Raw genomic sequence first — 25,058 nt, 5'->3', positions numbered from 1 at the left:
CCGCCGGTGGTCTGCCGCCGGACTGTGGACGGCGCGGCCGCCTGTGGACGGCGCGACCCCCACCATCCGGGTGACCGGTCACCCTGTGCCGGTGCCCACCCCCTCCTGGCTACCGGTCCGGTGCGTCCGCCGGCTGTTCCTGCGCGTCCGGCGGGCCGGCCGGTGCCACGACCAGGCCCACCGCGCCCGGCCCCACGTGCGCGCCGATCGCGGCACCGAGCTCGCTGACGTGCAGCTCGCGCAGCCCGGGCAGCGCCTGCTGCAGCTCCGTGGCCAGCCGCTGCGCGCGCTCGGGTGCGGCCAGGTGGTGCACGGCCACCCGCACCGGCCCGCCGTCAGCGGCCTCCACCCCGCGCTGCACCAGCCGGACGAGGGCCCGGCCGGCCGTGCGCACCTTCTCCAACGGCACCACCCGGCCGTCGGCGACGTGCAGCAGCGGCTTGACCGACAGGGCAGTGCCGATCATCGAGGCGGCGTGCCCGATGCGCCCGCCGCGGCGCAGGTGCTCCAGGGTGTCGACGACGAACAGGGTGCGGGTCGCGGCGGCGGTCTCCCCGGCGGCGGCGGCCACGGCGGACGCGTCCCGGCCGCGTGCGGCCACCCGCGCCGCGGCCAGCACGGCGAACCCGTTGCCCATCGCCGCCGAGCGGGAGTCGACCACCGTGACGACGTGCTCGCCGACCTGGGCGGCGGCCAGCCGGGCGGCGTCCACGGTGCCGGACAGCTCCGCGGACAGGTGCACCGAGACGATCCGGTCGGCCCCCGCGGCCAGCCGCCGGCGGTAGGCGGCGACGAAGTCACCGGGCGTCGGGCGGGAGGTGGAGACCCGCTGGCCACGGGTCCCGAGCGCGCGCGCGACGTCGGCCGGCCCGATGTCGTCGCCCTCGCGGCCGGAGTGCCCGGCCATGACCACGTACAGCGGCACGACCTCGATCCCGTGCCGCGCCACGAGGTCGGCGGGCAGGTAGGCCGTGGAGTCGGTGACCACGGCGACGACCACCGGGGGAGGCTAGCCCGCGGCCACCGGCGGCCGGCCGCTGACGCCGCTCAGAGGGCGTCGGCGTCCTGGGCCGGTGCCGGCGCGCCCTCCTCCGGGCTGGCCCCGGCGTCCGGCCGGCGGGTGACCGCCCGGGGCGCCGTCCCCTCGGGCAGCTCGGGGGCGGCGGTGTTGTGCCGCAGCAGCCGCCAGCGGCCGCTCTGCCGGACCAGCTCGCTCCACGCGCAGTTGGCCAGCGGACCGAACACCCGGCGGTGCTCCGGCCCCAGGCCGAGCAGCGCCTCGATCACGCGGGCGGAGGTGCCGCCGTGCGTGACGACCACCGCCGCCGGGGCCTCGGGGAGGTCGCGCAGCGCGGCCAGCGCCCGTTCCGGCACGTCGGCGGAGTCCTCGCCGCCGCGTCCGACGACCGGCCGCCCGGCCATCCAGTCGGCGTACTGCTCGGGGTGGCGCTCGGCCACCTCCTCGCGGGTCAGTCCCTCCCACGAGCCCATGGCGACCTCGCGCAACCGCGCGTCCAGCCGCAACGGGACGCCGAGGACGTCGGTGAGCGCGGCCGCGGTCTCCGCCGCACGCACCTGGTCGCTGGAGACCACCACCGCGCCCGCCGGCAACGGCCGGGCCAGGTGCGGGGCGGCCTGCGCCGCCTGGCGGCGGCCCACGTCGTCCAGGGGTGGGTCCAGCTGCCCCTGGAAGCGGCCCGCGGCGTTCCAGGCGGTGCGCCCGTGCCGCCAGAGCAGCAGCCGGGGCACCGGCAGCGCCGCGGCGCTCACCGGCCCGTCGCCCCCGACCCGTCCCCGTCGGCGGGCTGGGGGGACAGCGGCGTGGGGTCGGCGCTGGCCGGGTCGACGTCGTCGGCCGACAGCGTGGCGGTCCCGGCGGGCGCGGTGGCGGGGGCGGCGCGGTCGACGAACGGGATCGTCGGGCAGTCCTTCCACAGCCGTTCCAGCGCGTAGTAGGCGCGCTCCTCGGCGTGCTGGACGTGCACGACGACGTCGACGAAGTCCAGCAGCACCCACCGCGCCTCGGCGACGCCCTCCCGGCGCACCGGCTTGACGCCGTGTCCGCGCAGGCGGTCCTCCACCTCGTCGACGATCGCCTGCACCTGACGCTCGTTGGGCGCCGAGGCCAGCACGAAGGCGTCGGTGATGGCGAGGCGCTCGCTGACGTCGAGGATGGCGACGTCGGTGGCCAGCTTGTCCGCTGCGGCCTGGGCGGCCAGCAGTGCGGTCTCCCGCGCCTCGGTCGAGGCGGTCATCGAGGTACCTCCTGGAGATCGGTGGTCGGTGGTTCGGGAGGCCGGGGCGCGGCGTCGGCGGCCGTGGCCCCGGGGCGGGAGTGGGTCGGGCGCTCTCCGGAGGGCGGGGCCCCGCGGTCGGGGGCACCCTCGCCGGGCGCACCCTCGCCGGGCGCGGGCCGCCCGGCGGCGGGGGTGCGGTACAGCCCGCGCTTCTCGATGTACTGCACGACGCCGTCGGGGACCAGGTACCAGACCGGCATCCCGCGGCCGACCCGGGCGCGGCAGTCGCTGGAGCTGATCGCCAGCGCCGGCACCTCGACCAGGCTGACGGTGCCCTCCGGGAGGTGCGCGGCGCCGAGGTCGAAACCGGGGCGGGTGACGCCGACGAAGTGCGCGAGGGCGAAGCAGGCGGCGCTGTCCCGCCAGCTGAGGATCTGGGACAGCGCGTCGGCGCCGGTGATGAAGAACAGCTCGTCGTCCGGGCGCTGCCGCTTGAGGTCGGCGAGCGTGTCGATGGTGTACGTGGGCCCGCCGCGGTCGACGTCGACCCGGCTCACGGAGAACCGCGGGTTGGAGGCGGTGGCGATCACGGTCATGAGGTAGCGGTCCTCGGCCGGGGCGACGTCGCGGTCGCTCTTCTGCCAGGGCTGGCCGGTTGGCACGAACACCACCTCGTCCAGCCCGAACAGGCTGGCCACCTCGCTGGCGGCGACGAGGTGCCCGTGGTGGACGGGGTCGAACGTCCCGCCCATCACCCCGACCCGCCGACCCGCCACCGGCCGAGGGTATCCGGGTCCCGCCACGAGCCCGGCGACGTGCTGGAACGGCCGCACCTCAGGCCCGCCACGAGCTCGGCGACGTGCTGGAACGGCCACCCTCTAGGGGCCCGCGCCGAGCTCGGCGACGTGCTGGAACGGCCACCCTTCAGGGGCCCGCGCCGAGCCTGCGAGGCGTGGGGGGGAAGGGTGGTCCTTGCTCAGAGGGTCGTGACGAAGTCGGCGAGCTGCGCGGCGTTGCGGCACTCGACCATGTCGACCACCTCGCCGTAGCGGTCGGCCGCGGAGTCCCCGCTGCCCCACGTCCGGCGCGGCTCGGGGTTGAGCCAGTGCGCCGACCGGGCCCGCCGCACCAGGTCAGCCAGCACCGGCACCCCCGGCGGGCGGTAGTTGGTGCGCCCGTCCCCGAGGATCAGCAGGGACGTCTTCGGACCCACCGCCGACGGCCAGCGGTCGGCGAACACCTCGAACGCCGTCCCGTAGTCGCTGTGCCCGTCGAAGCCCACGACGTCGGCCTCCCGGCCGATCCGGGCGACCGCGTCGGCGACGTCGACCCCGGGCCGGAAGAACCGGGTGACCTCGTCGGTGGAGTCGACGAAGGCGAACGCCCGCACGCCGGAGAAGTGCTCGCGCAGCGCCTGGGTGAGCATCAGCGTGAAGTGGCTGAACCCGGCGACCGAGCCGCTGACGTCGCACAGCACGACCAGCTCGGGCTTGTGCACCCGCCGCGGCCGGTGGTGGGTGACCACCGGCACCCCGCCGGTGCCCAGGGAGGCGCGCACGGTGCGGCGGAAGTCCAGCCGGCCGACCCGGCCCATCCGCCGCCGCGCGGACAGCCGCACCGCCAGCCGCCGGGCCAGCGGGGCCACCGTGCGGCGCAGCTCGGCGAGGTCGCCGGCCTGGGCGCGCAGGAAGTCGACCTGGTCGGCCAGCGGGCGGACGGCGTTCTTCGCCACCCGGTCCCGGCCGCGCTCGGCCGCCGTCCGCCGCCGCACCTCGGCCTCCACCGCCTCGCGGAAGGCGGCCAGCCGCTCGCGCACCGTCTGGCGGGCCACCTGCTCGGCCAGCCCGCCCCGGTCCGCGCCGTCCAGCAGCCCGGCCAGCAGCCGGGCGACGAGCGTGTCCGGGGACAGCGCGCGCATCACCCGGTAGCTGAAGAACGACTGCCCGGACGGGATCGACGGCGCCGCGCGGCCGAGCTGGTCGACGGCCTCGCGGGCCAGCCGGCGCAGGGCCTCCTCGTCACCGGACAGCAGCAGCCGGGCCAGCTCCTCGCGCATCAGCTCGGCGAGGTCGGCGCCGTCGGGCAGGTCGAGGGTCGCCCCGGGCGGGGACCCGTCGTCCTGCCCCGCGTCGTCGTCGGCGGCGTCGGCGGCCGGGCGGTCGCCGAGCGGCCACCACAGGTCGAACAGCACGTCGTAGGCCGCGCGCTGGGCACCGCGCTGCAGCAGCACCGCGGCCAGGCCGTGCCGCAGCTGCTCGCGGTCGAGCAGGTCGACCACGGTGAGCACCTCCGCGGCGTCCACGGCCTGGCTGATGCCGACCGGGATGCCGGCGTCGCGCACCGCGCGGACGAACCCGTCGAGGTGGCCCGCCAGCCCGCCCGACCCGACCGTCAGCGGCGCGCCCATCAGTTCAGCCGCAGCTCGGCCGCGGCCCGCTGCTGGTCGCTGGCGTGCTTGAGCACCACGCCCAGGGTGGACCGCACGGCGTCCTCGTCCAGGGTGTCCAGGCCGAGCTCCAGCAGGGTCTGCGCCCAGTCGAGGGTCTCGGAGATCGACGGCGACTTCTTCAGCTCCAGCGCGCGCAGCGCGCGGATGGTGCGCACCAGCTGCTCGGCCAGGCCCGGGGCGAGGTCGGGCACCCGGGACAGCACGATCTCCCGCTCGCGGTCGGCCGACGGGTAGTCCAGCGCCAGGTACAGGCAGCGCCGCTTGAGCGCCTCGGACAGCTCACGGGTGGCGTTGGAGGTGAGCACTACCATCGGACGGCGGACGGCGGTGATGGTGCCGAGCTCGGGGATGGTCACCTGGAAGTCGCTCAAGACCTCCAGCAGCAAACCCTCCACCTCGACGTCGGCCTTGTCGGTCTCGTCGACCAGCAGCACGGTCGGGTCGCTGCACCGGATCGCGGTGAGCAGCGGCCGGGAGAGCAGGAACTCCTCGCCGAAGACGTCGTCAGACAGGGCCTCCCAGTCCGCGCCCTGGCCGGCCTGGATGCACAGCAGCTGCTTCTTGTAGTTCCACTCGTACAGCGCCCGAGCCTCGTCCAGGCCCTCGTAGCACTGCAGCCGGATCAGCTCCGAGCCGGTGGCCGCCGCCAGCGCCTTGGCCAGCTCAGTCTTGCCGGTGCCCGCGGGGCCCTCGACCAGCAGCGGCTTGCCGAGGCGGTCGGCGAGGAAGACCGTCGTGGCGATCTGCGCGTCCGGCAGGTAGCCGGCGCTGGCCAGCCGCTTGCCGACGTCGGAGACCGAGGAGAACTGCGGGGACTGCGACGGCGGGCGGGGCATGCGGGCGCTCCTCGGCGGGGGCGGCGGGGTGGGGGGCAGTTCAGCGGGTGTGGCCGCGGCCGGTGACGACGTAGGTGGTGCTGGTCAGCTCCGGCAGGCCCAGCGGGCCGCGGGCGTGCAGCTTCTGGGTGGAGATGCCGATCTCGGCGCCGAAGCCGAACTCCCCGCCGTCGGTGAACCGGGTGGAGGCGTTGACCAGCACCGCGGCGGAGTCGACGCCGGCGGTGAAGTCGGCGATCGCGCGGGCGGAGTCGGCGACGATCGCCTCGGAGTGGCCGGTCCCCCACCGCTCGACGTGGTCCAGGGCGGCGGGCAGGTCGTCGACCACGCGCACGGCCATGTCCATCGACAGGTACTCGGTCGCCCAGTCCTCGTCGGTCGCGGGGACGACGGCGTCGTGGGCGGCCCGGGCGCGCTCGTCGCCGTGCAGCGTGACCCCGGCGTCCACCAGCGCGGACAGCAGCCGCGGCAGGAACGGGACGTCGCGGTGAACCAGCAGCGTCTCCGCGGAGTTGCACACGCTCACCCGGGACGTCTTGGCGTTGAGCACGACCGCCTCGGCGATGACCGGGTCGGCCGAGGCGTCGACGTAGACGTGGCAGTTGCCCTCGCCGGTCTCGATGACCGGCACCCGCGCCTCGCGCACCACCCGCTGGATCAGCGACGCCCCGCCGCGCGGGATGACCACGTCGACCAGCCCGCGGGCGCCCAGCAGCTCCCCGACCGACGCCCGGTCCGCGGGCAGCAGCTCGACGGCGCCCTCGGGCAGCCCGGCCTTGGTGCCGGCCTCGGTGAGCACGGCGACCAGCGCGGTGTTGGTCCGGAACGCCGAGGCCGAGCCGCGCAGCAGTGCGGCGTTGCCGCTCTTGAGGCACAGCCCCGCGGCGTCCACGGTCACGTTCGGCCGGGCCTCGTAGACGATGCCGACCACGCCGAGGGGCACCCGGACCTGGCGCAGCTGCAGCCCGTTGGCCAGCGTGGACCCGCGGACCACGTCGCCCACGGGGTCGGGCAGCGCGACCAGCTCGCGCAGCGCGTCGGCCACGCCGGCGATGCGGCCGGTGTCCAGCCGCAGCCGGTCCAGCACCGCGGCGGGGGTGCCGTCGTCCGCGGCTGCCTCGACGTCGGCGGCGTTGGCGGCCAGCACCTCCTCGGCCCGCTCGACGAGGGCGTCGGCCATGGCCTGCAGCGCGGCGTCCTTGGTGTCGGTGGGCAGGGTGCGCAGCACCCGTGCGGCGGCGCGGGCGCGCAGCGCCGCGGCCCCGATCAGCGGCAGGCCGGAGACGTCGGACACACCGGCGAGCCTACGCGGGCGGCCGGCGCGGCAGCCCCGGCCGAGCGGGTGGGCGCGGGGTACTGCCGCCTGGCGGGGGCGACCCCCGTCACCGCCTCGGTGTACCGCTCGGCGGCCATCCGCGCCCCGGCCAGCCCGCGGGCCGCCGGACCCAGTTCGAGCGCGGCCAGGCCGCCGGTGAGGAACACCCGGGTGCCGCCCCAGGACAGGTCCGGGCCGAGCACCGGCAGCCCGTCGACGACCTCGACCGGGACGTCGGTGGCCAGTCCGGCGGTCACCGGGTGCGCGCGGACGTCGAACCGCGAGCCGGTGCCCAGCCAGAGGTGGTCGGTGGCCACCGTCGCGCCGTCGGCCAGCTGCACGCAGCCGGGCGCCGTCCGGGCCACCGTCCCCTGGCGCACCTGCACCGACCCCGACCCGAGCAGCGCGTCCCGGACGGCGGCCGGGACGGTGCCCGGGCGGGCCCGCCGGGCGGCCGCCGCGCGCTCGGCGGGCGGCAGGGCGGCGTAGCCCGGCAGCTCGCGGCCCAGCCAGCCGGCGTCGACGTCCATCAGCCGGGCGCGCAGCGGGGCGCGGACGACCAGCAGCACCCGCGCGCCGCGGTCGGCCGCGCGCAGGGCGAGGTGCCCGGCGGTGAGCCCGCCGCCGACCACGACGACCCGCTGCCCGGGCCGGACCGCCGACAGCCGGACCCGGTCGCTGTGCCGGGCACGCGGGACGGGCACGTGCGGGCGGGCACCCCCGGCGGCGAGGACGACGGCGCCGGCGCGCACCCGGCGGCGGCCAACGGTCACCTCCACCCGGCCGTCGTCGCGCGGCCGCAGCCGGGTGACCGCAGCCGGGACGCGGGCGCCGGCCAGGCCGGACCGGGTGACCAGCCACCGGCAGAAGTCGGCGAACAGCCCGGTGCCGGGTGAGCCGACCGGCCCGGTGAGCTCCGCCGTGCGGCCGCGGGCGCGGGCCCAGTCCAGCAGCGCGTACGGCGCCGGGGCGGGGTGGTGCACGCAGGCCGAGCGCAGCACCGGCAGCTCCAGGCGGGCGAAGCGGGCGTCCCAGCCCGCCAGCCACGGCGCCGGGTCGGCGACCAGCAGCCGGCCGCGCAGCCCGGGGTCGGCGCCGAGCAGGGCCGCGGCCGCGGTGAGCCCGTGCGGGCCGGCGCCGACGACGACCACCTCGGGGTCGGTCACGGGCACAGTGCGAGGACGGCGCCCTCCCGGGTGCCGGCCGCCACGCGCGCGCCGTCCGGGCTCCACGCCAGCGCGGTGACCCGCGCCCCGGCGTCCAGGTCGAGCCGGGGGACGCGGCGGGTGACGGTGGCGGGTGCCCACACCGCCAGGCCGCCGTCCCGGCCGGCGGAGGCCAGCAGGTCCCCGGTGGGCTGCCAGGCCAGCGCGCTGAGCTGGGCGTCGTGCCCGGGCAGCCGCCGCGGTGCCCGGCCGGCGGGCCCGGCGCCGGAGAAGTCCCACAGGTGCACCTCGGTGGTGCCGCCGTTGGCCAGCCACCGGCCGGTCCGGTCGAAGGCGAGGACGTCGACCTTCTCCGGGTAGCCGGCCATCTCGGCGTCCTCGCCGGACCACAGCCGCCAGACGTGCACGCTGGCGTCCTGGTTGCCCGAGGCCACCCACCGGCCGTCCGGGCTGACCCGGGCGACCAGCAGCGACCCGCCGCCGTCGAGGGTGCGCACCGGCTCCGGGGCGGGCCGGGCCACCGCGTACCAGCGCAGGCCGCCGTAGGCCGCGGCGCCCACCCGGCTGCCGTCGCGGCTCCACACCACGTCGGTGACCGTGCTGGGCTGGCCGTCCCAGCGGGCCAGCACGCCGCCGGCCGGGTCCAGCAGCACCAGGTCGCGGCCGGCCCCGACGGCCAGCCGGTCACCGGACGGCGACCAGCGCAGCGCGTGCACCCACCCGCCGAGGTCGACGTGGTGCTCCCGGCGCCCGGCGTCGCGCAGCGCGACCCGGCCGTCGGCGCCGCCGGTGGCCAGCACGTCGCCGCGCGGCTGCCAGGCCAGGGTGTGCACGCCGCCGGGGTGGGCCGGGCCGGTGCCCAGGACGGCGCCGTCGCGGCCGTCGAGCAGGGTGACCTGCCCGCCGAGGTCGGCCACCGCCAGCACGCCGTCGCCGGACCAGCCGGCGGCGGCGACCGACTCGGGGACCTCGACCCGCCAGGCGAGCGCCTCCGCGGTCGCCGTCCTCACCGCGCGGCCACCGGGGTGCGCAGGCAGGAGCGCAGACCCGCCTCGAGCGCGGCACGGTCGAGGTGCCGGCCGATGAACACCGCGCGGCTGACCCGCTCGGCGTCGCCCCACTCCGGCCCGTGGGTGCCGTCGAAGAGCATGTGCACGCCCTGGAACACGTAGCGCTCGGGCATGCCGGCGACGGCCAGGACGCCCTTGCTGCGGAAGATGTCCGCGCCCTTGGTCGACAGCAGCTCCCCCAGCCACTCGTTGAGCCGCTCGAGCTCCAGCTCGCCGGGCAGCTCGATGCCCACGCTGGTCACCGTGGTGTCGTGCTGGTGCTCTCCGTCGGTGAGGAACGCCGGGTCCAGGTCCAGCGCGCGGGTCAGGTCGAAGCCGCCGATGTCCAGCACGGCGCGGAGGTCGACGTCGGCCTGCACGGCCTCGTGCACGTCGGCGAGCGCGTTGACCTCGCGCACCCGGCGGTGCACCTCGGCCAGCTGTGCGGCGTCGACCAGGTCGGTCTTGTTGAGCACGATGCGGTCGGCGAAGGCGATCTGCTCGACGGCCTCGTTCTCGACCCCCTCGGGCTTCTCCTCGTCCAGGTGCCGCAGCAGGTGGGCGGCGTCGACGAGGGTGACGATGCCGTCCAGGCGCAACTGCTCACCGATCTCGTCGTCCATGAAGAAGGTCTGCGCGACCGGCGCGGGGTCGGCCAGGCCGGTGGTCTCGATCAGGACGTGGTCGAAGCGGTCGCGGCGGCGCATCAGGGTGCCGAGGATGCGGATCAGGTCGCCGCGGACGGTGCAGCAGATGCAGCCGTTGTTCATCTCGAACACCTCCTCCTCGGCGTCGATGACCAGCGCGTCGTCGATGCCGACCTCGCCGAACTCGTTCTCGATGACGGCGATCCGCATCCCGTGGCGCTCGGTGAGGATGCGGTTGAGCAGCGTGGTCTTGCCCGCGCCGAGGAACCCGGTCAGCACGGTGACCGGCACCTTCGCGTCGGCCGTCACGACCCACTCCGGACGGCGGCGCCGGCGAAGGCGTCCTCGACGGAGGCCACCGAGACCAGCTCGGCGGGCAGCGGCAGGGTGCGGTGCAGGGGCGCGCCGGGCAGCAGGACGGCGAGCACCGTCTCCACCGGGGCGCAGCCGGCCTCCGGGCAGCGCAGCTGGGTGACGCTCACGGGCACCTCCTCGTCGAGGGCGAGGGCGGTGCGCACCCACCGGCGCAGGCGGTCGCGCACGGCGGGCGGGATGGGCTCGGGACGGCGGACGAGGGCTGGGTGGGGTCTCACGGGACGTCACCCTACGTGAGAACTGTTCTCAACAGCGAGGACATGGTGGACCTCCCGGTGCCGCGGTCACCGCCGTGGAGAACCCGCTGGTCGCTGTGGGAGAATGATTCCCATGACATCTCCCATGACACGTTGGCGGGTGCTGGCCGCCGGGTCCGCCGCCACGCTGCTGCTCGCCGCCTGCGGTCAGGGCGGCACCGACGGCGACGGCGGCACCGACACCGCGGCTGCCGGCGGCGACGGCCTGACCGTGCTCGCCGGCTTCTACCCCCTGGAGTGGGCGGCCGCCCGGGTCGCCGGCGACCAGGCCACGGTCTCCTCCCTGACCCCGCCCGGGGCCGAGGCCCACGACGCGGAGCTGACCCCGCAGGACGTCGCGGCGGTCGGCGAGGCCGACCTGGTGGTCTACCTGGAGGGCTTCCAGCCGGCCGTCGAGGAGGCCGTGACGTCCGAGGCGGGCGACGCGGCCTGGGAGGCCGGGCAGGCCGCGCGGCTGACGCTGACCGCCGCCGACGACGGCCACGGGCACGGCGCGGAGGAGGAGGCCCACGCCGAGGAGGAGGCGCACGCCGAGGAGGAGGCGCACGCCGAGGAGGGTGGCGAGGCCGAGGAGGGTGGCGAGGCCGTCGACCCGCACTTCTGGCTCGACCCGACCCGGCTGGCCGACGTCGGCGACGCGCTCGCCGAGCGGATGGCCGAGCTCGCCCCGGATGCCGCGGACACCTTCCGGGCCAACGCCGAGGCCCTGCGCGCGGACCTGGAGGAGCTGGACACCGCGATGCAGGAGACGCTGGCCGGCTGCGCGGTGGACACCCTGGTCACCTCGCACGACGCGTTCGGCTACCTCGGCGACCGGTACGGTCTGGAGGTCGTCGGCATCGCCGGGCTGGAGCCCTCCGAGGAGCCCTCCGCGGCGGACCTGGCCGAGATCACCGAGGTCGTGCAGGAGCGTGGGGTGACCACCGTCTACACCGAGACCCTCGTCGACCCGGCCGTGGCCGAGACGGTCGCGAACGAGGCCGGCGTGCAGACCGCCGTCCTGGACCCGGTCGAGGGCCTCACCGACGAGTCGGCCGGCAGCGACTACCTCGAGGTGATGCAGGCCAACCTGGAGACGCTGCGCCAGGGCCAGAACTGCGCATGACCCCCGGCGACGCGGACGGGCCGGCCATCCGGCTCGTCCGCGCCAGCATCGGCTACGGCGACGTGCCGGTCGTCCAGGGCGTCGACCTGCACGTGCGGCGCGGGGAGGCCGTCGCCGTGCTGGGCTCCAACGGGTCGGGCAAGACCACGCTGGTCCGCGGCGTCCTCGGCCTGGCCGCGGTGCTCGGCGGGGACGTCGAGGTGCTCGGCCAGCCGGTCGGGCGGCGGCGTCGTTCCCCCCGCGCCCAACGCGGCCGGGTCGGCTACGTACCGCAGCGGCACACGGTCAGCGGGGCGGTCCCCGCGACGGTCCGCGAGGTGGTCTCGGTGGGCCGGCTGGCCCGGCTCGGCGTGCTGCGGCGGCCCGGGGCGGCCGACCGGGCCGCGGTCGCCGACGCGGTGGCCGCGGTCGGGCTCGCCGACCGGCTGACCGACCCGGTGGCCGCCCTGTCCGGCGGGCAGCAGCGCCGCGTGCTGGTGGCGCGTGCCCTCGCGGCGGAACCCGAGCTGCTGGTCATGGACGAGCCGACGGCGGGGGTCGACGCGGCCAGCCAGGACACGCTGGCGGAGGTGCTCGCCCGCGTCGCCGCGGCGGGGACCACACTGGTCGTCGTGACCCACGAGCTCGGTGCGCTGTCCGGCGTCCTCACCCGCGCGGTGGTCGCCGACCACGGCTGCATCGCCTACGACGGCCCGCTCGCCGGGGCAGGGGCGGCGGTCACGGGGCTCGACGGCGGTCACCACCACGCCCCCCAGCACTCCCCCGCCGGTGGTCTGGCGGCCCCCGCCCCGGGCCTGCGCGGAGGGGGCCGCTGACGTGGAGGTGCTCGAGTACGGCTTCATGCAGCGGGCCCTGCTGGCCTCGCTCATGGTCGGGGCGGTCGCGCCCGCCGTGGGCGTCTTCCTGGTGCAGCGCCGGCTGTCGCTGCTCGGCGACGGCCTGGGGCACGTCGCGCTGACCGGCGTGGCGGTCGGCGTCCTCACCTCCACCGCCCCGGTCGGGGCCGCGCTGGTCGCGGCGGTCCTCGGCGCCGTCCTCATCGAGCTGGTCCGGGCCCGCGGGCGCACCAGCGGCGACGTGGCCCTCGCCGTGCTGTTCTACGGCGGCATCGCCGGGGGCGTGGTGCTGCTCAGCCTCGCCCCGCGCGGGCAGGCGACCAACATCGAGGCCTACCTGTTCGGCGCGATCACCACCACCAGCCCCGGGGACGTCGCGGCCTTCGCGGTCATCACCGTCGTCGTGCTGGGCCTGGTGACGCTGCTCGGCCAGCGGCTGTACGCGGTCAGCGACGACGAGGAGTACGCCCGCGCGGTCGGGCTGCCCGTGCTGGCGCTGAACCTGGTGCTCGCCGGGCTGGTCGCGGCCACCGTCGTCCTGTCGATGCGGGTGGTCGGGCTGCTGCTGGTCAGCGCGCTGATGATCGTGCCGAGCGCGGTGGCCCAGCTGCTGGCCCGCAGCTTCCGCCAGGCGCTGGTGCTGGCCTGCTCGCTGGGACTGGTGGTGAGCGTGAGCGGCACCACGGCCTCGTACTACACCGGCACCCCGTCGGGTGGGACGATCGTGCTGCTGGCCATCGCCCTGTTCCTCGTCGTCTCCGCCGCCGTGGCGGTGCGCGAGGCGACCGGGCACCGGCGGCACCGGCGCCGCGCGGCCATCCACGCGGCGCACCCGCACGACCACGGCACCGGGTGCGGCCACCGGGAGGTGCCGCACGGGGACCACGTGGACTACGACCACGACGGCCACCTGCACGCGGCGCACCCGACCGGGTCCGGCGTCCACTACGACGAGCACGGCGGGCACGACGGGACCGCGCGGGACACCGCGCCGCCGAGCAGGGGGAGGAGCAGGGCGTGACCGACACCGGGCAGGAGGTGGGCACCCCGCGCCGGGTCACCCGGCAGCGCACCGCCCTGGTCGCGCTGCTCGCCGAGCTCGACGAGTTCCACAGCGCCCAGGACCTGCACGCCCTGCTGCGCCAGCGCGGGGACGGCGTCGGGCTGGCCACGGTGTACCGGACGCTGCAGTCCCTGGTCGACGAGGGTCAGGTCGACGTGCTGCGCGGGGACGACGGTGAGGCCTCCTACCGGCACTGCTCCCCCGCGCACCACCACCACCTGACCTGCCGCTCCTGCCGGCGCACCGTCGAGGTCGCGGCACCGCCGGTCGAGCGGTGGGCGGTGCGGGTGGCCGCCGAGCACGGCTTCGCCGACGTCGGGCACTCGCTCGAGGTGTTCGGCACCTGCGCCACCTGCGTCGCGACGAACTGAGCGCACCGGGCCGACGCCGGGACGCCGTCCTCAGGACCGGCGCGGCTCCAGCCGGGGCGGGCGCCCGAGCCCGGCCACCGCGTCGGCCAGCGGCTCGGGCACCCCGAGGTGCGGGTCCTGCACCGGGCCCGGGCCGCCGGCGCGGACCCAGTCGGCGAGCGCGGTGGCCCGCTGGGCGTCCTGCACCCCGGTGAGCCAGACGGCGTCCCGGGTGCGGAGCGTGGGGCCGTCCCGGTGCGCGACGGCGGCGACGGCGCCCAGGGCGCACACGCCCGTGCAGTCGGCGGTCACCAGCACCGCGCCGGGGGTCTCCCGGACGGCCCGGCGCAGCTGCGGTACGACCTCGGTGCCGGCCAGGGTGCCCAGGGCGGCGCACCGGTGCCCGACGCAGACGGCGACGAGCGGGCCGCCGGGATCGGTGCCGGGGCCGGGTCGGCTCACGGCAGCAGCCCCCGCTCCGCGGCCCGCCGCAGCCGCGCGGGCACCAGGCGTTCGACGCCGTCCACGCGCACGCGGACCAGCGGCACCGGGGTGGCCTTCCACTGCGCCCGGCGGGACCGGGTGCGGGAGCGGGACGTCCTGCGCTTCGGGACGGCCACCGGTCAGCCCCGCGTCCGTCGGCCGTAGCGCTGGTTGAAGCGCTCCACGCGGCCGGCGGTGTCCAGCACCCGCTGGTTGCCGGTCCAGAACGGGTGCGAGGCGGCGGAGATGTCCACGACGACCAGCGGCAGCGTCTCGCCGTCCAGCTCGATGGTCTGCTGGGTCGCCACGGTGGACCGGGTGCGGTAGAGCGCACCGCTGGCCGCGTCGCGGAAGACGACGGTGCGGTACTCGGGGTGGATGCCCTGGCGCATCAGGAGCGCTCCTCTCGGGGGGTGGCGTGCGGGGAGTTCTGGTCGGCGGGGGTCGGTTCTGCGGGCGTCGAGGCCTCGCAGGGGTCCTCGTGCCAGCTGCCGAACGGGTCGGGCAGGGCCGCCCAGGCGGCCGGCCCGGCGGCCAGCTCGGCGTCGGTGAGCAGGGCTGCGGTCAGCGCCGCGGTGACCGACCCGGCCGGCTGGCGGTGGGCGAGGACGACGAGCTCGCTGTGCCGGTCGCCGTGCACCGGGTGCCAGCGCAGCGCGGCGGCGGCCCGCCGCTCGGGCTCCACGGCGGTCCACTCCACGGCGTCGTCGGCCAGCGTGGCCAGCCACGGCCCCACCTCGCCGACCCGCAGGCCGGAGCCGGCCGACTCCAGCCACAGCACCCGGTCGTGCTGGGTGGCCAGCCACACGCGCCCGTGGCTGCAGACCACGCCGTCCAGGAGGGTGTCCAGCGCGGCGTGCAGCCGCTCGGGGTGGAAGGGGCGGTCGGCCGTGAGGTGCACCAGCTGCACGCCGCAGTCCTCGCCCAGCGGCGGCTGGCCGGCCAGCAGGGGTTCGTGCGGCGAGGGGAGGCGGCCGCGGCGGGCGTCCGGGCCCAGGGCGGTGAGGACGCGTTCGACCGGGAGGCGGACGTCGGCCCGCAGTGCACTCGGCACCAGGCGGTCCAGGACGGCGTCGAGCTGGGCACCCTCCCAGGCGCCGGCGGGCGGGCCGGCGAGCAGTACGGCGTCGGCGCAGGCCACCTGGCCGACGGCGACCTGGGCGAGGGTGCGCTCGTCGTCCGGGGTGGCGGCCAGGCCGCGGTCGGCGAGGGTGTCGTCCCCGGTGGCGTCGGCCAGCCAGGTGGCGGCCGCCACGACGGCCAGGACGGCCTCCACCTGCACCCAGTCGCCGGCCGTCTCCGGCTCCGCGGCGGGTTCCCGGTCCAGCACCACCTCGGCGATCGACCAGCACAGGTACTCGGGCTCTAGAGCCGGGTCCAGGTGCAGCACGATGCGCTGTACGTCGTCGCGGCGGGACAGCGCGCGCAGCAGCGGCAGGAGGTCCGACCGCAGCGTGCAGGACAGGCAGCCGTGGGCCAGCTCGACGGCCGTGGTCACCTCGGTCACCCCCGCGGCGGTCAACGCCCGCTCGGTGCGGACGACGACGCCCTGCCCGAGCGCACTCACGTCGTGGTGCACGACCACGGTGCCGGGCCGGTGCAGCAGCGCCTCGGCCGTCCGGGCGGTGAGGTCGCGCTGCAGACCGGTCACGAGGACCAGGGGGGTCCGGGGGTGGTCCATGCCGGACACCCTACCGCGCGACTGGGAATCGTTATCAAGCTAAGGTCGGGCATTCCAGCCACCCGACCCCGGAGGTGCTCGTCCGCATGGCCACCTACTGCGAGGTGACCGGCCGCCGTCCCGCGTTCGGCAAGACCGTCAGCCACTCCCACCGCCGCACCAGCCGCCGGTTCGACCCGAACCTGCAGCGCCGGCGCTTCTTCCTGGCCAGTGAGAACCGCTGGATCCGGCTCACCGTGTCCACCAAGGGCATCAAGACCATCGACGCCCAGGGCATCGAGGCGGTGGTCGCGCGGCTGCGGGCCACCGACCCCGACGTCCGGCGCCGCCTGGGCGCGGGGAGGACGCGCTGATGGCCCGCGCCACCGACATCCGGCCGATCGTGAAGCTCAAGTCCACCGCCGGGACGGGCTACACCTACGTCACCCGCAAGAACCGGCGCAACGACCCGGACCGCCTGGTGCTGCGCAAGTACGACCCGATCGTGCGCCGGCACGTCGACTTCCGCGAGGAGCGCTGAGGTGGCCAAGACCTCGAAGATCGTCCGCGACCGGCAGCGCCGGGAGGTGGTCGCGCGGTACGCCGAGCGGCGGGCGGAGCTCAAGGAGGCCGCGCGCACCGCGGCCAGCCCCGAGGAGCGGGCCGAGGCGCAGGCCGCCCTGCAGCGGCTGCCGCGGGACGCCAGCCCGACCCGGCTGCGCAACCGCGACACCGCCGACGGTCGCCCGCGCGGGCACCTGCGGAAGTTCGGGCTGTCCCGGGTCCGCTTCCGGCAGATGGCCCACGACGGCGAACTCCCCGGCATCCGCAAGTCCAGTTGGTGACCCGACGGCCGATCAGGGGCCGGCGCGGCTGAGGACCTCGGTGCCGTCGGGGCGGTGGGTGTGCCAGCGGCTGGTGGCGGGGTCGCGGTGGATGGTGAAGCCGCCTTCGTGGACGGCGGTGTGGTGGCGTTCGCACAGCAGCGCGCCGTTGTCGCAGCTGGTGGGGCCGCCGTGGGCCCAGTGCACCAGGTGGTGCACGTCGCACCACTGCGGGAGGGCGTCGCAGCCGGTGAACACGCAGTGCCCGTCGCGGGTCTCGACGGCGCGGCGGATCGCGGTGGTGGCGGTGCGCTGGGCGCGGCCCACGTCCAGCGGCAGCCCGTCGGGGCCGGTGATCACGCGGGCGACGGCGGCGTCGCAGGCCAGCCGCCGCGCGGTCTCCGGGGTGATCGGCCCGGCCCAGCCGAGCTCGCCGCCGGCCACGCCGGGGGCGCCGCGGGCGGCGCACAGGGCCTGCCAGTCGATGGTGACCCGCACGTGCGGGCGCTCCCCCCGGACGGCCGGCAGCGACCCGCCGTCCAGGGCGTCGCGGGCGATGGCGACCAGCGCGTCGCCTTGGCGCTCGGCGTGCCCGCGGGCGTCCCCGGCCGGGCGGTCGCCGTTCATGCGCGCGGCCAGCGCGGTGCGCAGGTACTCCCCGCCGACCGGGTCCAGCTCGCCGCGCAGGTGCACCCGCCCGTCCAGGCCGGTGGCCATGCTGAACGAGCGGCGGACGTCGGCGGCGTCGGCCAGCGCGCCGTCGGGGTCGATGCCGGCCCGCCAGCGGGCCACGCCCTTCGCGGTGTCCCCCGGCGTGGTGCGGCGGGCCAGCTCGGCCAGGATCTGGTCGGTCTCGGCCAGGTCGATCCCGGCCGCGGTGGCCGTGGCCACCCGGCGCGGGGTGATGGCCTCGGTGATCACCCGGGCGTGGGTGGCGGTGACCTCCCCGGCGGCGAACGCGGCCGCGACCGCGGGCAGCTGCTCCAGCCGCCGCCCGGTCGTGACGATCGCGGTGGCCTCCGCCGGGGCCAGCCGGACCGACCCCACCAGCCAGCCCTTCACCGACAGCGCCCCGTCCCGGCGGTGGGCCTCCCGCCGGTCGACCGCCCGCACCGCCTGCGTCAGCACCGCGGCCACCCGGTTGGCGGCCACCGACAGCTCCCCCACCAGGTCCAGCAGCGCGTCATCGGACAACCCGACCAGGTCCACCGCGGCGAGGTCGTCCAGGGCCGAACGCAGCTCCGACACGCGCCCGCACCCTCCCGCCGTGCACCGGATCGACGAGTCGAACATACGACCGGGGTACGACAGAAACCGCAGCTCAACCGGGGGTTGATACGCGCATCCAAGGTCGCCTCATCCGAGCTCAGCGGCGCGAACAGACAGAAGTCACAAAGCAGCGGCACGACCCGATCATTCGGATAGCACAAGTGCTACATTGCCGTCGTGAGCGTCGTCGGCCTCCGCGAACTGCGCCAGCAGGCGTCCGATCTGGTCCGCCGGGCAGAAGCCGGTGAGGAGGTCACGATCACCGTCGCTGGGCGAGCGAGTGCCCGCTTGGTCCCCGTCGCACCTCGACGGTGGCGGAGCTGGGACGAGATCGCCGACCTGTTCTCCGGTCCTGCCGACCATTCCTGGGAGGACGACCGCGACCTCGTCGACGGTGCGATCGCCGACCCGTGGTCTCCCCGGTGAGAGCGGTCCTGGACACCAGTGTCGTCGTGGCCACTGGTGTCGGTCCGCTCACCGGCGAGCTCGCCATCAGTGCCGTGACCGTGGCCGAGTTGCACTTCGGCGTCCTCGTCGCCCGCGAGCCAGGGACGCGCGCCGAGCGGTTGCGCCGACTCTCGGTGGTGCGTGGACGATTCGACGCGCTGCCCGTCGACGAGGCCGTCGCGAGCAGCTACGGACAGCTGGCGGCGGCCGTGGTCACGGTCGGACGCCGCCCTCGCGCCCGGGCCATGGACCTGCTCATCGCCGCGACGGCCCACGCGCACGGCGCCCGTCTGTACACCCGCAACGCGGCGGACCTCACCGGAGCCGACGAGCTGCTCGAGGTCATCGCCGTCTGACCGTACGACGGGACGGCCGCTCAGCCCTCGGTGCGCACCAGGCTGGCCACGACGCCGAGCAGCACCAGGCCGACCGCCGGCGCCCCCACCCACGGCGCCCGCTCCAGGTAGACGGCGGTGTCGGCCAGGGTGCGGCCCCACTCCGGTGACTCCGGCCCGGCCCCGATGCCCAGGAAGCTCAGCCCGGCCAGCGCCAGCGCGACCGCCGGCAGCCGGGTCAGGGCGTGCCGGGTGACCGGCGGGGCGACCAGCGGCAGCAGGTGGGCGCGCAGCAGGTACCAGCGGCCGGCGCCGGCGGTCTGCGCGGCGACGTAGAAGCCCGAGGCGCGGGCCTCGGCGGCCAGCGCGCGGGCGTGCACGGCCAGCGGGATCCAGGCGACCAGGCACACCGCCAGCACGGCGCTGCCCAGCCCCGGGCCGGCGACCGAGGCCACCACGATGCCCACCACGACGGCGGGCAGGGCGTTGAGGACGTCGGCCAGGCCGGCCCGCGCGCGGTGCGCCCGCAGGCCCACCAGCAGCCCGACGGCGAGGACGACGGCACTCAGGGCCAGCGCCAGCCCGACCGACAGCAGCGCGCCGTGCCCGAAGCGGGCGAGCACGTCGCGGCCCAGCGGGTCGGCGCCCAGCGGGGCGGCCCACGACGGCGGCGCGAGCCGGCGGGCCGGGTCCTGCGCCGCGGGGTCGCGCAGCAGCCCCGCGACGACGACCGCGGCGAGCACGGCGGCCACCCCGACCGCCCACCGGCCGGCCCGCGGCGCGGGTGGGGAGGCCTCCGGCGTCAGCCCCGCCCCGGACAGTGCCGGGCCGACCAGCAGCCGGTGCAGCAGCACACCGCCCCCGCCGACCAGCAGCCCCAGGCCGACGAGCAGCGCGACGGCCGCCTGCACCACCGGGACGTCCTGGGCCAGCGCCGCCTGCAGCGAGATGCCGCCCAGGCCGGGGATGTCGAAGACCGCCTCCACGACGGCCGCCGCCCCCAGGTTGCCGACGAGCAGCAGCAGCACCAGCGGCACGACCGACGTCAGCGCCCGCCGGCCCACCTCGGCGGCGAGCACCCGGCGCCGCGCGCCCGCGGCCCGCCAGGTGCGCACCCAGGCCTCCCCCGCCGTCGACCGCACCGACGCGCCGAGGACCCGCCCGAGCAGCCCGGCCGCCGGCAGGGCGAGCGCCAGCACCGGCAGCACCAGGTGCGCCGGCCCGGAGAACCCCGAGGTCGGGGCCCAGCCCAGGCCGATCGCCACGACGACGACGAACAGCACGGCGAGCACGAACTCCGGCAGCGCGGCCAGCGCGCCGGCGAGCACGCCGGCCAGCCGGCCCTCCTCGGTGCGGCCCTCGGCGGCCCGCCGCAGCGCGGGGAGCGCGAGCAGCACCGCGAGCACCAGCGTGACCAGCGCCGCCGTCCCGGCCACGGTCAGCGAGACCCCGAAGGCCGGCAGCAGCGTCTCGGCGACCGGGCGGCCGCTGACCCAGGAGGCGCCCAGGTCGCCGCGCAGCAGCCCGTCGGCCCACCGCAGCGTGCCCGACACCGGGTCGGCCGGCAGGTCCAGCTGCTCCCGGACCGCGGCCAGGGTGGCCGGGTCGGGGTCACGATCGGCTTCCCGCGCCCGCAGCACCGACAGGGCGACGTCCCGGCCGGACAGCCACGGCAGCGCGCCGACCAGCAGCACCGTCGCGCCGACCGCGGCCACGCCGGTGAGCACGCCGCGCGCCCCGGGCAGCCGCGCGGCGGCCAGCCGGGCCGGCGACCGCGGCGGTCGCCGGTCCGGCACCGGCTGGGCCGCCACCGGGGTCTGCGTGCTCACCGGCGGAGGAGCACCGCCGCGCCGGCGGTGCTCACCGCTGCACCGCCGTGTCCACGGTGACCAGCCGGCGCTCGAAGGGGTCGGCGGCCACACCGGTGACGCCGGGCAGCACACCGATCCGGCTGCGCTCGTGCAGCAGCGGGACGAACGCCCCGGTGCCGAGCACCTGGGCCTCGATCTCGACCGCGGCGGCCCGGCGCTCGGCCGGGTCGGTCAGGGTCCGGGCCTCGGCGACGGCGGCGTCGAGCGCCGGGTCGCACAGCCGGGCCAGGTTGAAGCTGCCCTCGCAGGTGACGTCGGTGGCGAAGTAGCCGACCGGGTCGCCGGTGTCGCCGAGGTAGAGCCGGCTGGCCAGCACCGCGTCGAACCCGCCGGCCAGCAGCTCGGGCTCCAGGGTGGCGTAGTCCTGCACGACCAGCTCGACGGCGAACCCGGCCGAGCGCAGCTGGTCGACCACCACCGCGGCCGCCTCGGGCAGCTCCGGCCGGTCGTTCCAGGTGGCCAGCCGGACGGCCGCGCCGGCGGGGTCGGTCGCCGGCGCCCGGGTGACCTCGGGCAGGGTCTGCCCGCCGCGCACCTGCTCGGCGAGGAAACCGTCGGCCGGGTCGACCTGCCCCTCGTAGATCTGCTCGACGACCGGGCCGGGGTCGACCGCCTCGGCGGCGGCCGTGCGCAGCCCCGCGTCGGTGAACGGGCCGGTGGAGGTGTTGAGGAACAGGCCGGTCAGCCGGGGCAGCGGCACCGAGACGAGCTGCTCGGGGTCCAGGGCGGACAGCTGGGCGATCGGGATGTTCTGCGCGACGTCGACCTCCTCGGCGCGCAGCGCGTTGGTCCGGGTGTCGGCGTCGGAGACGAAGCGGGCGTCGATGCCGGACAGCGCCGGGGCCCCCGCCCAGTGCTCGACGAAGGCCTCCAGGGTGGCCCCGGACTCGCCGTCCACCGCGGTGATCTCGAAGGGGCCGGTGCCGGTGCCGACCGGGTCGGGGGCGGCCGGGTCGGTGTAGGCGGCCGGGGCGAGCACGGCCAGCGGGGGTGCGGCCAGCCGCTGGACGAGCAGCGGGTCGGCCTCGGCGGCCTGCAGCTCCACGGTGTCGGCGTCCACGGCGCGGGCGGTCAGCCCGATGCCGCTGATCGCGCGCGGGGCCGGGTCGGCGGCGGCCGCGGCGGTGAGTGCCCCGGCGACGGCCTCGGCGTCCATCGGGCTGCCGTCGTGGAAGGTCACGCCGTCGCGCAGCTCCAGGGACACCGTGCGCGGGTCGGTGTACTCCCAGGACTCGGCGAGGTTCGGCTGGGCGGCGCCGGCCTCGTCGAAGACGACGAGCGTCTCGGCGACGCCCATCCGGGCGATCAGCACGCTGTCGTCGGTGAACGGGGACAGCGCGGCGCGCGGGGGGAAGGCGAGCGCCAGGCGGAGCCGCTCGCCCGCGGCGGCGCCGGTGCCGCCGGGATCGCCGGCGGAGCCGGTCGAGCCGCCGGGATCGCCGGCGAAGCAGCCGGCCAGCAGCAGGGTCACCGCGGCGACGCCGAGGCCGGCGGTGCCGCGGCAGGAGCGGGAGGGGGACATGGGGGTGGACCTCGTCTCGATGGGGGGTGGGTCAGCGGTCGGGGGACGGGGCGTCCAGGTCGGCGGTGACGGCCGCGGGCACCGGCGCCGTCGGCCGCGCCGCCGGGCCGGCGTGCTCCAGCCGCCGGGTGAGCAGCCACAGCGCGACGGCCGAGACGGCGGGCGGGGCGGCCAGCACCAGCCACGGGACGGCGGCGGCCGGCGAGGGGCTGTCGGCGCGGTCGAGCAGCGCGCCGGCGACGGTGCTGCCGACGAGCACGGCCGCCCCGCCGACGGAGGTGAGCACGCCGAAGTGCGCGCCCAGCCGCCGCTCGCCGGCCAGTCGGGGTACCAGGTCCTTGGCGACCGGGACGGCGACCATCTGCCCGACGTGCAGCAGCACCACCAGGCCGAGCGCGGGCGCCAGGGCCCACGGACCGGCCGGCGGCGGCAGCGGGGCGACGGCGGCGACCAGCGCGAAGGCGGCCGACATGAGCGCGAACCCGGCCGGCAGCGCCCGGCGGGGGCCGGCGCGGCGGGCGCGGGCGGTGAGCGGCAGCTGGGCGACCACGACCAGCGCCGCGGCCAGGACGAACAGCCAGCCCAGCGCGTCCTGCCCGCCGGTGGCGCGGACCAGCTCCACCGGCAGGGCGAGGTAGAGCTGGTTGTAGGCGAGCAGGTAGGTGCAGTAGCAGGCGGCGAAGGCCAGGAACGCGGGGTTGCGCAGCACGTGCCCCCAGCCGGTCAGCACCGACTCCTCCCCGCTGCCCTCCGTGCGCAGGCCGCGCGGCAGCCAGCGCAGGTGCGCCAGCAGCACGACGAGGAAGACACCGGCGCCGAGGCCGGCGGTGAGCGTGAACGAGAACGGCAGGAGCAGCGCGCCGAGCGCCGGACCGACCAGCGCCCCGACGGTGCTGGCCACCGCGTCCAGGCCGAAGACCTCGACCCGCGAGGCGACCCCGGCCTCCTCCAGCCGGCGCCCCTGGTCGGCCAGCGCCGACTCCACGGCCGGGGAGAACAGCGCCGCGGCGAAGCCGGTGAGCACCGCGCCGAGCAGCACGGCCGGCAGCGAGGTGCCCACCCCGAGGACGAGGAAGCCGGCGATGCGGACGGCGCAGCCGAGCAGCACCATCGGCCGGATCCCGAACCGGTCGGCCAGCCCGCCGCCGAGGAAGAACAGGCCCTGCTGGCTGAACGTCCGCGCGCCGAGCACCAGGCCGACCAGGCCGCCGGCGAGGGCGAGGTCCTCGGTCAGCCGGACGACGAGGAACGGCACCACCAGGTAGAAGCCCAGGTTGAAGGCCAGCTGGGAGAGCAGCAGCAGGCGCGGCACCGCCGGCAGCCGGAGGAACAGTGCCAGCGGGGGCCACCGGCGGAGCAGGACGGTCACGGCAGCGCCAGGCGGGGGACGGCGGCCACCAGCGCGGCGGCCGCAGGGCTCGCCGGTGCGGTCAGCACCCGGTCGACCGGCCCCTCCTCGACGCAGGCCCCGCCGGCGAGCACGAGCACCCGGGAGCACAGGTGGGCGACCACGCCGAGGTCGTGGGAGACGAACACCATGGCCAGGCCCTCCTCGGCCGACAGCCGGTGCAGCAGCCGCAGCACCTGCAGCCGGACGGCGACGTCCAGCGCGCTGACCGGCTCGTCGGCGACCACCAGCTCCGGTCGCGGCGCCAGGGCCCGCGCGATGGCGATCCGCTGCCGCTGGCCGCCGGAGAACTGGTGCGGCAGCCGGTCGGCGGCATCGGGCTCCAGTCCGACGGCGACCAGCAGGTGCGCCACCCGCGCGGCGTGGTCCCCGGGGATGCCCAGGCAGCGCAGCGGCTCGGCCACGGCGCGGCCGACGCGCATGCGCGGGTTGAGCGAGCGGGAGGGGTCCTGCGGGATCATCTGCACCCGCCGGCGGAACCAGCGCAGGCCCGCGGGCGACCCGGGGTGCACACCGTGGCCGCGGTAGGTGACCTCCCCGGCGTCGCAGCGCTCGAGTGCCAGCAGCAGCCGGGTCAGCGTGGTCTTGCCGGAGCCGGACTCGCCGACCACGCCCACCCGCTCCCCCGGCGCCACCGCCAGGTCGACCCCGGCCAGGGCCGGCTCGCGGCGCCGGCCGTACCGGCGGGTCACCCCGCGGGCGCGCAGCAGCTCGGTGCCCTGCTCCCCCCGTGACCTCGCGAGCTCGGTCACGCCGCCACCAGGGACGTCTCCCGCGCCGCGGTCACCAGCTCGCTCAGGTACGGGTCGCGGGCGCTGAGCACCGCGGCCGGCGGGCCGTCGGCCAGCAGCCGCCCCGAGCGCAGCACGAGGACCCGGTCGCACACCGACGTGGCGACCGCCAGGTCGTGCGTGATGAGCAGCAGCGCGGTGCCGCGCTCGTCGGTCACCCGGCGCAGCACGTCCAGGACGCCGGCCTGCACGGTGACGTCGAGGGCGGACGTCGGCTCGTCGGCGACCAGCAGCCGCGGACCGCCGGCCAGCGCCATCGCGATGGCCACCCGCTGGCGCTGCCCGCCGGACAGCTGCGCCGGGTGGCGGCGGGCCAGTGCCGGCGGGTCGGGCAGCCGGACCTGGCCCAGCAGCTCCACCGCCCGGGCGCGGGCCGCCCGGCGGGAGTGCCCCTGCGCGCGCAGCGGCTCGGCGACCTGCCGGCCGACCCGGGACAGCGGGCTCAGCGAGGTGCCGGGGTCTTGCGGCACCAGGGCGGTGACCCGGCCGCGCAGCGGGCGCAGCCGGGACTCCGGCGTGCCGACCACCTCGACGCCGTCGACGGTGACGCTCCCGGCGGCGTGCACCCCCGGCGGCAGCAGCCCCAGCAGCGCCGAGACGGTGAGCGTCTTGCCCGAGCCGGACTCGCCGACGACGGCGACCCGCTCCCCCGCCCGGACGGTGAAGCCCACGCCGGACACCAGCTCGCGGCCGGCCGCGGACACCGACAGGTCACGGACGTCCAGCAGCGGACTCAGCGGGGCGGTTCCGGGCACCCTCGCAG

At 77.2% G+C, this 25,058-nt stretch carries 30 protein-coding genes; 9 read left to right on the top strand and 21 right to left on the bottom strand.

The window, feature by feature from the left end; all coding sequences use genetic code 11:
• Positions 1–109: 109 nt before the first annotated feature.
• From RTG05_RS06835 to RTG05_RS06785, 11 genes are all read right to left on the bottom strand, one after another.
• Positions 110–1,000 carry a DegV family protein gene (locus RTG05_RS06835; RefSeq protein ID WP_166528008.1) on the bottom strand — a complete coding sequence of 297 codons (891 nt, stop codon included), beginning with the start codon at positions 998–1,000 and terminating at the stop codon, positions 110–112.
• Between the two features lie 47 nt (positions 1,001–1,047).
• On the bottom strand, positions 1,048–1,770 hold the full coding sequence (locus RTG05_RS06830; protein WP_166528007.1) for a histidine phosphatase family protein: 723 nt from the start codon (positions 1,768–1,770) through the stop codon (positions 1,048–1,050).
• Entirely contained in the window at positions 1,767–2,255 is a 489-nt protein-coding gene (gene rsfS, locus RTG05_RS06825; protein ID WP_166528006.1) for a ribosome silencing factor, read from the bottom strand. The genes RTG05_RS06830 and rsfS overlap by 4 nt, the downstream gene beginning before the upstream one ends.
• A complete protein-coding gene (gene nadD / locus RTG05_RS06820) occupies positions 2,252–3,013 on the bottom strand; it encodes a nicotinate-nucleotide adenylyltransferase (protein WP_315912396.1) in 762 nt (253 codons plus the stop codon). The genes rsfS and nadD overlap by 4 nt, the downstream gene beginning before the upstream one ends.
• A gap of 200 nt (positions 3,014–3,213) precedes the next feature.
• Positions 3,214–4,644, bottom strand: coding sequence for a vWA domain-containing protein (locus RTG05_RS06815; RefSeq protein ID WP_208104836.1), 1,431 nt, complete (start codon positions 4,642–4,644; stop codon positions 3,214–3,216).
• Positions 4,644–5,522, bottom strand: coding sequence for an AAA family ATPase (locus RTG05_RS06810; RefSeq protein WP_166528005.1), 879 nt, complete (start codon positions 5,520–5,522; stop codon positions 4,644–4,646). Before RTG05_RS06810 ends, RTG05_RS06815 begins: the two co-directional genes overlap by 1 nt.
• A 40-nt stretch (positions 5,523–5,562) precedes the next feature.
• Positions 5,563–6,816 carry a glutamate-5-semialdehyde dehydrogenase gene (locus tag RTG05_RS06805; protein WP_208104835.1) on the bottom strand — a complete coding sequence of 418 codons (1,254 nt, stop codon included), beginning with the start codon at positions 6,814–6,816 and terminating at the stop codon, positions 5,563–5,565.
• The gene (locus tag RTG05_RS06800) at positions 6,789–8,003 is read right to left on the bottom strand and encodes an FAD-dependent oxidoreductase (protein WP_166528004.1); all 1,215 of its coding nucleotides are present in this window, start codon (positions 8,001–8,003) and stop codon (positions 6,789–6,791) included. Before RTG05_RS06800 ends, RTG05_RS06805 begins: the two co-directional genes overlap by 28 nt.
• Positions 8,000–9,013, bottom strand: a complete 1,014-nt coding sequence (locus tag RTG05_RS06795; protein WP_166528003.1) for a WD40 repeat domain-containing protein — start codon at positions 9,011–9,013, stop codon at positions 8,000–8,002. The genes RTG05_RS06800 and RTG05_RS06795 overlap by 4 nt, the downstream gene beginning before the upstream one ends.
• Entirely contained in the window at positions 9,010–10,008 is a 999-nt protein-coding gene (locus RTG05_RS06790) for a CobW family GTP-binding protein (protein ID WP_166528002.1), read from the bottom strand. Before RTG05_RS06790 ends, RTG05_RS06795 begins: the two co-directional genes overlap by 4 nt.
• Entirely contained in the window at positions 10,005–10,292 is a 288-nt protein-coding gene (locus tag RTG05_RS06785) for a nitrate reductase (protein WP_166528001.1), read from the bottom strand. The genes RTG05_RS06790 and RTG05_RS06785 overlap by 4 nt, the downstream gene beginning before the upstream one ends.
• Positions 10,293–10,416: 124 nt before the next feature.
• On the opposite strand from RTG05_RS06785, the gene RTG05_RS06780 reads away from it, so the two are divergent.
• Genes RTG05_RS06780 through RTG05_RS06765 form a run of 4 tightly spaced genes read left to right on the top strand, consistent with a single transcriptional unit; the run spans position 10,417 to position 13,706 of the window.
• The gene (locus tag RTG05_RS06780; RefSeq protein ID WP_315912395.1) at positions 10,417–11,436 is read left to right on the top strand and encodes a metal ABC transporter substrate-binding protein; all 1,020 of its coding nucleotides are present in this window, start codon (positions 10,417–10,419) and stop codon (positions 11,434–11,436) included.
• Complete coding sequence (locus RTG05_RS06775; RefSeq protein WP_166527999.1) at positions 11,433–12,251, top strand: metal ABC transporter ATP-binding protein; 819 nt, start codon at positions 11,433–11,435, stop codon at positions 12,249–12,251. The genes RTG05_RS06780 and RTG05_RS06775 overlap by 4 nt, the downstream gene beginning before the upstream one ends.
• Position 12,252: 1 nt before the next feature.
• The gene (locus tag RTG05_RS06770) at positions 12,253–13,293 is read left to right on the top strand and encodes a metal ABC transporter permease (RefSeq protein WP_166527998.1); all 1,041 of its coding nucleotides are present in this window, start codon (positions 12,253–12,255) and stop codon (positions 13,291–13,293) included.
• Positions 13,290–13,706, top strand: coding sequence for a Fur family transcriptional regulator (locus tag RTG05_RS06765; protein WP_166527997.1), 417 nt, complete (start codon positions 13,290–13,292; stop codon positions 13,704–13,706). Before RTG05_RS06770 ends, RTG05_RS06765 begins: the two co-directional genes overlap by 4 nt.
• Before the next feature lie 30 nt (positions 13,707–13,736).
• Here RTG05_RS06765 and RTG05_RS06760 read toward each other — a convergent pair whose 3' ends face one another.
• From RTG05_RS06760 to mrf, 4 genes are read right to left on the bottom strand one after another with little or no spacing between them, the layout of a single operon-like run.
• Complete coding sequence (locus RTG05_RS06760; protein ID WP_166527996.1) at positions 13,737–14,147, bottom strand: hypothetical protein; 411 nt, start codon at positions 14,145–14,147, stop codon at positions 13,737–13,739.
• On the bottom strand, positions 14,144–14,305 hold the full coding sequence (gene rpmF / locus RTG05_RS06755) for a 50S ribosomal protein L32 (protein ID WP_166527995.1): 162 nt from the start codon (positions 14,303–14,305) through the stop codon (positions 14,144–14,146). The genes RTG05_RS06760 and rpmF overlap by 4 nt, the downstream gene beginning before the upstream one ends.
• A 3-nt stretch (positions 14,306–14,308) precedes the next feature.
• Entirely contained in the window at positions 14,309–14,560 is a 252-nt protein-coding gene (locus RTG05_RS06750) for a type B 50S ribosomal protein L31 (RefSeq protein WP_166527994.1), read from the bottom strand.
• The gene (gene mrf, locus RTG05_RS06745; protein ID WP_166527993.1) at positions 14,560–15,849 is read right to left on the bottom strand and encodes a ribosome hibernation factor-recruiting GTPase MRF; all 1,290 of its coding nucleotides are present in this window, start codon (positions 15,847–15,849) and stop codon (positions 14,560–14,562) included. Before mrf ends, RTG05_RS06750 begins: the two co-directional genes overlap by 1 nt.
• An 86-nt stretch (positions 15,850–15,935) precedes the next feature.
• Between mrf and rpmB the strand changes: the two genes are divergently transcribed.
• From rpmB to rpsN, 3 genes are read left to right on the top strand one after another with little or no spacing between them, the layout of a single operon-like run.
• Positions 15,936–16,202 (top strand): 50S ribosomal protein L28, encoded by a 267-nt coding sequence (gene rpmB, locus RTG05_RS06740; RefSeq protein WP_166527992.1) that lies wholly within the window; start codon positions 15,936–15,938, stop codon positions 16,200–16,202.
• Positions 16,202–16,369 (top strand): 50S ribosomal protein L33, encoded by a 168-nt coding sequence (gene rpmG, locus RTG05_RS06735; RefSeq protein WP_166527991.1) that lies wholly within the window; start codon positions 16,202–16,204, stop codon positions 16,367–16,369. Before rpmB ends, rpmG begins: the two co-directional genes overlap by 1 nt.
• A gap of 1 nt (position 16,370) precedes the next feature.
• Complete coding sequence (gene rpsN / locus RTG05_RS06730) at positions 16,371–16,673, top strand: 30S ribosomal protein S14 (protein WP_166527990.1); 303 nt, start codon at positions 16,371–16,373, stop codon at positions 16,671–16,673.
• A 12-nt stretch (positions 16,674–16,685) separates the two neighbouring features.
• Here rpsN and RTG05_RS06725 read toward each other — a convergent pair whose 3' ends face one another.
• A complete protein-coding gene (locus RTG05_RS06725) occupies positions 16,686–17,900 on the bottom strand; it encodes an HNH endonuclease signature motif containing protein (protein ID WP_166527989.1) in 1,215 nt (404 codons plus the stop codon).
• A gap of 198 nt (positions 17,901–18,098) precedes the next feature.
• Here RTG05_RS06725 and RTG05_RS06720 point away from each other — a divergent pair, with 198 nt between their 5' ends.
• Positions 18,099–18,347, top strand: a complete 249-nt coding sequence (locus tag RTG05_RS06720; protein ID WP_166527988.1) for a type II toxin-antitoxin system Phd/YefM family antitoxin — start codon at positions 18,099–18,101, stop codon at positions 18,345–18,347.
• Positions 18,344–18,724: a type II toxin-antitoxin system VapC family toxin gene (locus tag RTG05_RS06715; RefSeq protein WP_166527987.1), complete on the top strand. Its 381-nt coding sequence runs from the start codon at positions 18,344–18,346 to the stop codon at positions 18,722–18,724. The genes RTG05_RS06720 and RTG05_RS06715 overlap by 4 nt, the downstream gene beginning before the upstream one ends.
• Positions 18,725–18,744: 20 nt before the next feature.
• Here the strand turns inward: RTG05_RS06715 and RTG05_RS06710 are convergent, their stop codons facing one another.
• Genes RTG05_RS06710 through RTG05_RS06690 form a run of 5 tightly spaced genes read right to left on the bottom strand, consistent with a single transcriptional unit; the run spans position 18,745 to position 25,050 of the window.
• Positions 18,745–20,532, bottom strand: a complete 1,788-nt coding sequence (locus tag RTG05_RS06710) for an ABC transporter permease subunit (protein ID WP_208104834.1) — start codon at positions 20,530–20,532, stop codon at positions 18,745–18,747.
• 31 nt (positions 20,533–20,563) lie between these two features.
• Positions 20,564–22,096 (bottom strand): ABC transporter substrate-binding protein, encoded by a 1,533-nt coding sequence (locus tag RTG05_RS06705; protein ID WP_166527986.1) that lies wholly within the window; start codon positions 22,094–22,096, stop codon positions 20,564–20,566.
• A 31-nt stretch (positions 22,097–22,127) separates the two neighbouring features.
• A complete protein-coding gene (locus tag RTG05_RS06700) occupies positions 22,128–23,465 on the bottom strand; it encodes an MFS transporter (RefSeq protein ID WP_208104833.1) in 1,338 nt (445 codons plus the stop codon).
• Positions 23,462–24,256: an ABC transporter ATP-binding protein gene (locus tag RTG05_RS06695; RefSeq protein ID WP_208104832.1), complete on the bottom strand. Its 795-nt coding sequence runs from the start codon at positions 24,254–24,256 to the stop codon at positions 23,462–23,464. The genes RTG05_RS06700 and RTG05_RS06695 overlap by 4 nt, the downstream gene beginning before the upstream one ends.
• Complete coding sequence (locus tag RTG05_RS06690; RefSeq protein ID WP_208104831.1) at positions 24,253–25,050, bottom strand: ABC transporter ATP-binding protein; 798 nt, start codon at positions 25,048–25,050, stop codon at positions 24,253–24,255. The genes RTG05_RS06695 and RTG05_RS06690 overlap by 4 nt, the downstream gene beginning before the upstream one ends.
• Between the last annotated feature and the right edge of the window lie 8 nt (positions 25,051–25,058).

The sequence above is a fragment of the Geodermatophilus sp. DSM 44513 genome (assembly GCF_032460525.1).
Taxonomy (GTDB): Bacteria; Actinomycetota; Actinomycetes; order Mycobacteriales; family Geodermatophilaceae; genus Geodermatophilus.
The sequence above is the reverse complement of the archived record's forward strand: the minus strand, read 5'-3'. Positions and strand labels throughout refer to the sequence as shown.